The organism is Dietzia cercidiphylli, assembly GCF_014145145.1.
Lineage (GTDB): Bacteria > Actinomycetota > Actinomycetes > Mycobacteriales > Mycobacteriaceae > Dietzia > Dietzia natronolimnaea.
Map to the genome: position 1 here is coordinate 1 of NZ_JAALEA010000500.1, position 5,574 is coordinate 5,574.

The window sequence follows — 5,574 nt, forward strand, 5'->3', positions numbered from 1 at the left end:
TCCAGCAGCAACGGCGGCAGCCGCCGGCCCGATCCCAGCCGGTACCCCCCGCCCGCGCCGCGTTCGGACTCGACCGGGTAGCCCAGGTCGCGCAGTCGGTCCACGTCCCGCCGCACCGAGCGGGTGGTGACCCCGAGCTCGGCCGCGAGTTCGGGCCCGGTCCACACGGTGCGCCGCTGCAGCAGGTCGAGCAGCCCCAGCACCCGCTGGGTCGTGGGCATCTTGTCCTCGGTCACGTCGTCCACTCTCGCACCGGCAGAGGACCAGATCTGTCCTGATCACCTGAGAGTCTGCTGTCGGACCGCGAGAGAGCCGCCCGACCGTCGGCCGACCGCCCCCACCACCGGGAGACCACCATGACCACAGCCCGCACCATCGACTGGACCGACCAGCTCGCCGATCAACTCGAATACCACTAGACCGGCCACCTCCGGCCTCGCCTGGAGGGACTGACCGACGCCGAGTACCACTTCTCCCCCGCACCCGATGATCGGACCTGGGGCGTGCGCCCCCGGGGCACCGGTTCCGCGGAGGTGCAGGCCGGGAGCGGCGACTTCACGATCGACTTCGCCTATCCCGAACCGCGGCCCGCACCGCTGACGACCATCGCGTGGCGGATCGGCCACGTGGTCGTGGGAGTGCTCGGGGCCCGGTGGCACGACCACTTCGGCGGACCGCCCCACGATTACATGACCCACGAGTTCGCCGGTGACGCCGTGGGCAGACTCGCCCAGCTCGACCGCACCTACGCGGGCTGGATGGAGGGGGTCCGGGGGCTCGACGACGACGCCCTCGCCGCGCCCGTCGGGGAGGCCGAGGGCCACTGGTCCGCCGCCCCCATGGCCACCCTCGTCCTGCACATCCACCGCGAGGTCATCCACCACGGCGCGGAGCTGTGCCTGCTCCGCGACCTGTACGCCCACACCCATTGATCCGGTCGACCCGTCTGACCCGTCTGACCCGTCTGACCCGGACGACCCGTCGGCATCCGCCGACACCACACCATCCCCGACCCACCACCGAGGAGTTCGCCATGCCACTGTTCGCCGCCACCCACACCACCGAGCGCGACACCCTGCTCGAATGGATCGACGACGCTCTCGTCAACGCCCGCTCGATCGTCCACGGCCTCACCGGCGACCAACTGCGGGCGCGTCCGGTCCCGTCGAGTGAGCTGACGCTCGGCTGGCTGATCCTGCACATCGGTCAAGTGGCCGAGGACTGGCTGGGCCGGGCGGCCGCCGCGCCCGACCCCCTGGAGACGGGACGCTCGCTGCCGGAGACCTTCGAGTGGGCCGAGGCCGTCAACCGGGTCGATCCCGACGCGACCGCCGAGGAGGTCCTCGCCGAGTACGACCGTCGGTGCGCCGCGGGACTCGCCCATCTCCGAGCCGCCGACCTGGACGCGCGGGTCCCCGTCCCCACCGAGATGCCGTGGTTCCCGTCGGACCTGGCACCGTTCAACGGCCGCTGGGTCGCACAGCACGTGCTGACCGAGATCAACCGGCACAGCGGGCACGCCGACCTCCTGCGCGAGGCGCTCGACGGGCGCACGATGTACGACCTGATCGCGGAGGACCAGGGCATCGACATGTCCTACATCGGTGCCTGGTTCGCCGCCCACCCGGAGGTCCCGGCGCCGGCGTGGTGAGTCGGCGCCGACGTGGTGAGTCGGGTGGGCGCGGGGACGGACCGGCCACGCGGCGTGACCGCGGGTCAGTCCTCCTCGTCCCATCCGGCGAACGTCGCGAACTTGTCCTCGATCATCCCGGCGACTTCGCCCGGGTCGGGCACGAGTCCCGCGTCGGTGGCGATGCCCACCGAGACCTTGCCGTTGTAGCTGAAGATGCAGATTCCGAAGGCCTGGTCGCCGCTCATCGGAACCCAGCCGAGTATCCCCTCGACAGGAGTGCCGGCGATCCGCACCGTGGAGACCGGCCCGGGGACCGACGTGAGCTGGCCGACGGTCTTGTTGGCGAGCAGGTCGACCACCGCGCGCGCCACCGGGCCGGGAGTGACCGCGACGCCGAGCATGGTGGCGAAGTTGACGTGTGGTTCGAACGAGTAGCGCACCCGGGACATGGATGTGGCGATCGCGTCGATGAGCTCGTCGGCGTCGTCGATCCCCAGCGGCAGGCGCATGAGGATGATCGTGAGGTGGTTGCCCAGTTCCTCCGGCAGTTCGTCAGCCACCGGCTCGATGGACATCGGCACCATGAGATTGATGTCCGAGACCCGACGATCGCCGTGGGTGTCGAGGTACTCGGTGAGCGCCCTGGACACCGCCGCGAGCATCACGGTGGTGACCGTGGTGTCGTGCGCCTTCGCCACCCTCTTGATCGCCGCGAGGTCCAGCCCGGCGATCCAGGAGACCTTCTTCCGGGCGTGGGCGTGGCCACTCCACGACAGCTCCGGCGATCTGGGTTCGAACAGCAGCCGGAAGGTCGCACGGTAGGTGTTGGTCGTCCTGTTGGTGGGGTCGATGGTGTCGGCCAGGGATTCCACGACGCGCGTGGCACCCTGGTGACCCCGCGGCCCGGGGCCACCACGGCCCTGGTCAGTCGCGCCATCGTCACGGGGTGTCGCGCAGACCCAGGACCAACTGGGTCAGCCGGACGCCGTCGACCATCGCGTGCTGGACCCGGAACAGGACCAGCGCACCCTCCCGCCCGGCCTCCCGCCCGGCCTCGTGGCCGTGGCCGTGGTAGCCCCTCGAGGAACTCGGCCCGCCACAAGGGGCGGTCGTCAGGGAGCTGGATGCTCATCTGCTCGGAGACGTACGCCTCGGCCTCGGCCCGCCCGCCCGGCGCGGGGAGCCGCCCGCGGATCAGGTGGTGGGAGAGGTCGAAGTCGGGATCGTCCTCCCAGTACCACCGCCTGCCCTCGCGAACCGGGACCCGGCGGAACACCGGGTGGGGTTCGACCATCCGCGACGCGATCGCCTCGGAGACCGCGTCCCAGTCGGGGATCTCCGAGAACCACACCAACGACGTGATGTACATGAGGTTGTCGGGGCGGTCCATGTGCAACCACAACTGATCCCGCAGCGGAATCCTGACCCTCGTCCTCTCCCCCATCGTCTCGACCCCCCAGCCGCGATCGACCACCGAGCCATCTGCGCTCCACTCCAGGCTAGAACAGGTGTGACCGACATCACGGGGGTTCTCCCTGTTCCCCACGCCTATCGAGGACCACTTGCCGGCCTGGTGAGGAGAGGCGCGGCGGCGGCAGCCCTCAGGCCGGGGCCTCCCAGCCGTCGAAGGTCGCGAACTGACCCTCGATCATCTCGGCGACCCGGCCCGGGTCCGGCACGAGCTCGGCATCGGTGGCGATCCCCACGGACACCGTGCCGTCATAGCTGAAGATGCAGATCCCGAGCGCCTGGTCGCCACTCATCGGCACCCAGCCGAGCATGCCCTCGACCGGGGTTCCCGCGAGCCGCACCTCGGAGACCGGACCGGGTACCGAGGTGAGCTGGCCGACGGTCTTGTTGGCGAACAGGTCGACCACCGCGTGCTGCACCGCGGTGGGGGTGACGGCCACGCCGAGCATGGTGGCGAAGGTGATGTGTGGCTCGAACGAGTAGCGCACCCGGGTCATGGACGTGGTGATGGCCTCGATGAGTTCGTCCGCGTCGTCGATCCCCAGCGGCAGGCGCATGAGGATGAGAGTGATGTGGTTGCCCAGCTCCTCCGGGAGGTCGTCGGTGCTCGGTGTCAGCGAGACCGGCACCATGAGGTTGATGTCGGAGACCCGTCGGTCACCGCGGGCGTCGAGGTACCGGGTGAGCGCCTTGGACACCGCGGCGATCATCACCGAGGTGACGGTGGTGTCGTGCTCCGCCGCCACCCTCTTGACGGCCGCGAGGTCCACCCCGGTGACCCAGGAGACCTTCTTCCGGGCGTGGGCGTGGCCACTCCACGACAGCTCGGGGGAACGGGGCTCGAACAGCAGGCGGAAAACCGAGCGGTAGGTGTTGGTCGTCATGTTGGTGGGATCGATGGTGTCGGCGAGGGATTCCACGACACGCGTGGGCACCCGGGACAGCTCCCCGCCCGGGGCCACCACGTCCCTGGTCAGTCGCGCCATCGTCACGGGGAATCTGATCGTGGCGCCCGCGAGGCCGCGGGCGATGCCGAGCGTGTCCTTGGCCAGCCCTGCCCCGGCCTGGCCCACCGCGCCCAGGACACCGCCGCCCGATGAGGACAGCTCCCGACCCACGTTGGGCAGCGGGTCGTCGTCGTCGCGGTCGCACAACCCCAGGACCAGCTGGGTCAAACGGATCCCGTCGACCATCCCGTGCTGGACGCGGAACAGCAGGAGCGCCCCCTCCCGGTCGCCACCGTGACCGTGGTAGCCCTCGATGAACTCGGCGCGCCAGATGGGGCGGTCGTCGGGGAGTTGCAGCCCCATCTGCTCGGCGACGTGCGCCTCCGCCTCGGCGCGCCCGCCCGGCGAGGGAAGGCGCCGTCGGACCAGATGGCGGGAGATGTCGAAGTCGGGATCGTCCTGCCAGTACCACCGTCGGCCCCGTCGCACCGGGACCCGGCGGAACACCGGGTGGGGTTCGACCATCCGCGACGCGATCGCCTCGGAGACCGCGTCCCAGTCGGGGACCTCGGCGAACCACATCACCGAGTTGATGTACATGAGATTGTCCGGGCGGTCCATCATCAGCCACAGCTGGTCCCGCAGTGGAATCCGGACTCTCGTCTCCGTCATCGTCCCCGGCCCCTCTCGCCCGCCCCGCTCACCGTCATGTGCTCGCCGCCCCAGGCTAGAGCAGCTGTGACCGGGATCACGTCACTCCCCCCGAGACGGCGGGACAATGGCGAGATGCGCACCATCCACACACCGGACGATCCCCCGGCCAAGGGTTTGTACGCCCTGCTCACGGCATCGGTCACTCCCCGGCCCATCGCCTGGGTCTCGAGCGTCTCCGCCGACGGGGTGTCGAACCTCGCGCCGTATTCGTTCTTCACCGTGGCCTGCGCCGACCCCGCGATCCTCTCGGTCACCTCGATCGGCCGCAAGGACACGTACCGCAACGTGGTCGAGACCGGGGAGTTCGTGGTGAACATCGGCACCGAGTCGCTGATGGAGCTCATCAACGCCACCTCGGCCCCGGTCGGCCCGGAGGTCGACGAGTTCGTCCTCTCCGGCCTGACCGCCGAGCCCTCCGAGGTGGTGTCGGCGCCGCGGGTGGCCGAGGCGCCGATCGCGTTCGAGTGCGTGCGCCATGACGTGATCGACCTCGGCACCAGTGCGATGCTCCTGGGCCGCGTAGTGAGCGTGGCGATCTCCGGTGATGTCCTGGCGGACGACGGGCTCCCCGACTTCGACGCACTGCTCCCGCCCTCCCGGCTGGGCCGCCACCAGTGGGGACTGGCGCCGCGGACGAGGGAGCTGCCCAGGCCGAGGAAGTAGGCGGAGTCGAGACCCGCCGCCAGCCCCGGCCCTCGGTTCGCGGCGACCTGCAGGCGCTCCCGCGCCTGACGTCTCGCTCGCGCGCCTGTGCGACTCCTCGGTAGCCGCCCGCCGCCACGGCGTCTTGCGTGCGCATCGGTGCGCGCT

6 protein-coding genes and 1 pseudogene are annotated in these 5,574 nt (G+C 70.4%); 3 read left to right on the forward strand and 4 right to left on the reverse strand.

What is annotated here, in order from left to right; translation table 11 throughout:
* A partial coding sequence (locus G6028_RS16325; RefSeq protein WP_182659497.1) for a helix-turn-helix transcriptional regulator occupies positions 1 to 221 on the reverse strand: 221 nt, incomplete at its 3' end.
* A 219-nt stretch (positions 222 to 440) separates the two neighbouring features.
* Here G6028_RS16325 and G6028_RS16330 point away from each other — a divergent pair.
* Positions 441 to 932, forward strand: coding sequence for a DinB family protein (locus tag G6028_RS16330; RefSeq protein WP_241730839.1), 492 nt, complete (start codon positions 441 to 443; stop codon positions 930 to 932).
* 101 nt (positions 933 to 1,033) lie between these two features.
* Complete coding sequence (locus G6028_RS16335; protein WP_182617835.1) at positions 1,034 to 1,651, forward strand: mycothiol transferase; 618 nt, start codon at positions 1,034 to 1,036, stop codon at positions 1,649 to 1,651.
* A 65-nt stretch (positions 1,652 to 1,716) separates the two neighbouring features.
* Here the strand turns inward: G6028_RS16335 and G6028_RS17820 are convergent, their stop codons facing one another.
* From G6028_RS17820 to G6028_RS16345, 3 genes and pseudogenes are all read right to left on the reverse strand, one after another.
* Positions 1,717 to 2,505 carry a WS/DGAT domain-containing protein gene (locus G6028_RS17820; protein WP_338404260.1) on the reverse strand — a complete coding sequence of 263 codons (789 nt, stop codon included), beginning with the start codon at positions 2,503 to 2,505 and terminating at the stop codon, positions 1,717 to 1,719.
* 251 nt (positions 2,506 to 2,756) lie between these two features.
* Positions 2,757 to 3,077: pseudogene (locus G6028_RS17825) on the reverse strand (wax ester/triacylglycerol synthase domain-containing protein); the annotation flags it as partial.
* Positions 3,078 to 3,234: 157 nt separating this feature from the next.
* Positions 3,235 to 4,722 (reverse strand): WS/DGAT domain-containing protein, encoded by a 1,488-nt coding sequence (locus G6028_RS16345; protein ID WP_241730838.1) that lies wholly within the window; start codon positions 4,720 to 4,722, stop codon positions 3,235 to 3,237.
* Between the two features lie 114 nt (positions 4,723 to 4,836).
* Between G6028_RS16345 and G6028_RS16350 the strand changes: the two genes are divergently transcribed.
* Positions 4,837 to 5,427, forward strand: a complete 591-nt coding sequence (locus G6028_RS16350; RefSeq protein ID WP_182617832.1) for a flavin reductase family protein — start codon at positions 4,837 to 4,839, stop codon at positions 5,425 to 5,427.
* Positions 5,428 to 5,574 lie beyond the last annotated feature (147 nt).

Excerpts from the sequence above, each read along its gene's own strand:
- G6028_RS16350 (WP_182617832.1), top strand. The coding sequence starts at position 4,837 with ATGCGCACCATCCACACACCGGACGATCCCCCGGCCAAGGGTTTGTAC.
- G6028_RS16345 (WP_241730838.1), bottom strand. The coding sequence starts at position 4,722 with ATGACGGAGACGAGAGTCCGGATTCCACTGCGGGACCAGCTGTGGCTG.
- G6028_RS16335 (WP_182617835.1), top strand. The coding sequence starts at position 1,034 with ATGCCACTGTTCGCCGCCACCCACACCACCGAGCGCGACACCCTGCTC.